Source organism: Pelomonas sp. Root1444 (assembly GCF_001426885.1).
Lineage (GTDB): Bacteria > Pseudomonadota > Gammaproteobacteria > Burkholderiales > Burkholderiaceae_C > Pelomonas.
The window spans coordinates 1-1,671 of the sequence record NZ_LMFP01000016.1; the positions used below are offsets into that span (position 1 = coordinate 1).

Consider the following 1,671-nt stretch of genomic DNA (forward strand, 5'->3'; position numbering starts at 1 on the left):
TCAAGCACCAGGGCCGCTTCTTCATCTACATCCCCGTGCTGCAGGACGCCGGCACCGGCATCTACGTCATCCACGCCGACGACATCCGCGGCCCGTGGAGCGCGCCCATCGACCTCAAGATCCCCGGCTGCATCGACCCCGGCCATGTCGTCGGCGAGGACGGCCGGCGCTACCTGTTCGTCAACGGCGGCCGCCGCGTGCGGCTCAAGGACGACGGCCTGGCCACCGACGGCCCGCTGGAGGCCAACGCCTGGAAGCCCTGGCAATACCCCAAGGACTGGGTCGTCGAGATGTACGCGCCCGAGGGCCCCAAGCTGCTGCGCCGCGGCGAGTGGTTCTACCTGATCAGCGCCGTCGGCGGCACGGCCGGGCCGCCCACCAGCCACATGGTCACGCTGGCGCGTTCGCGCTCCGTACACGGGCCCTGGGAGGACTGCCCGCACAACCCCATCGTGCGCACCACGAGCATCGACGAGCCCTGGTGGTCGCGCGGCCACGCCACCGTCGTCGAAGGGCCGGCGGGCGACTGGTGGATGGTCTATCACGGCTATGAGAACGGCTTGCGCACCCTCGGCCGGCAGGCGCTGCTGGAGCCGGTGGAGTGGACCAAGGACGGCTGGCTGCGCGCCAAGGGCGGCACCTTGTCCAAGCCCCTGCCCAAGCCGCGCGGCGGCAAGGCGAGCCAGGCGGGCTTTGCGCTGTCCGACGACTTCTCCAGCGGCAAGCTGGGCCTGCAATGGGCCTTCCACGCGCCCGGCCCCGATGAATCCAAGCGGCTTCGCTTCGAGGACAAGGCGCTGGTCATCCGCGGCAAGGGCAAGTCGCTGCCCGACTCCTCGCCGCTGACCTGCCAGGCCGGCGACCGCAGCTACGAGATCACGGTGGACCTGGAGATCAGCGGCGAGGGCCACGGCGGCCTGGCGCTGTTCTACGAGGAGCGCGGCCACGTCGGCATCGGCTTCAGCACGACGCAGATGCTGACCTATGGCTACGGCCAGGAGCATGCCTGGATGCGCCAGGACATGGCCACGCGCCGCGTCCACATCCGCCTCGTCAACCGCGAGAACGTCGTCACCTGGCACTACTCGCACGACGGCGGCAAGACCTGGCAGCAGCACTCCTGGCAGATGGAGGTCTCCGGCCTGCATCACAACGTCTTCGGCGGCTTCGTCAGCCTGCGGCCCGCGCTGTTCAGCGCCGGTGCCGGCGAGGTGCGCGCCCGCAACTTTGTCTATCAAGGCCTCACGACATGACTTCACTTCGATCGCTGCGCCGCCGCCAGATGCTGGCCGCCGCGGCCCTGCCCCTGGTCGCACCCATGACGCTCGCCGCCCCTGCCGCGCCCACCCAGCGCCGCATCGTGCTCGACCTGGCCGAGGCCAGGCAGCCGCTGGACCGCTTCTTCGACCACTGCGTCGGCGCCGACTACCCCGGCACGACCTACCGCGAGGATGCGCTGGCGCAGCTCAAGACCACCGTGGACGAGCTGGGCTTTCGGTACCTGCGCTTCCACGCCATCTTCCACGACGTCTTCAAGACGGTCACGCGAGATGCGAATGGCCAGCTGGTGTTCGATTTCACCGGCATCGACAAGCTCTACGACGCCATGCTGGCCCGCCGCATCAAGCCCTTCGTCGAGCTGGGCTTCACGCCGCTGGCGCTGAAGACCTC

Annotated in this window: 1 protein-coding gene and 1 pseudogene; both read left to right on the top strand. The window is 69.4% G+C overall.

What is annotated here, in order from left to right; genetic code table 11:
• Positions 1 to 1,253 (top strand): family 43 glycosylhydrolase (locus tag ASD35_RS15665; RefSeq protein ID WP_056875896.1); only part of this gene is annotated, 1,253 nt, incomplete at its 5' end.
• A pseudogene (locus ASD35_RS15670) lies at positions 1,250 to 1,671 on the top strand (beta-xylosidase); the annotation flags it as partial. The gene ASD35_RS15665 and the pseudogene ASD35_RS15670, both read left to right, overlap by 4 nt.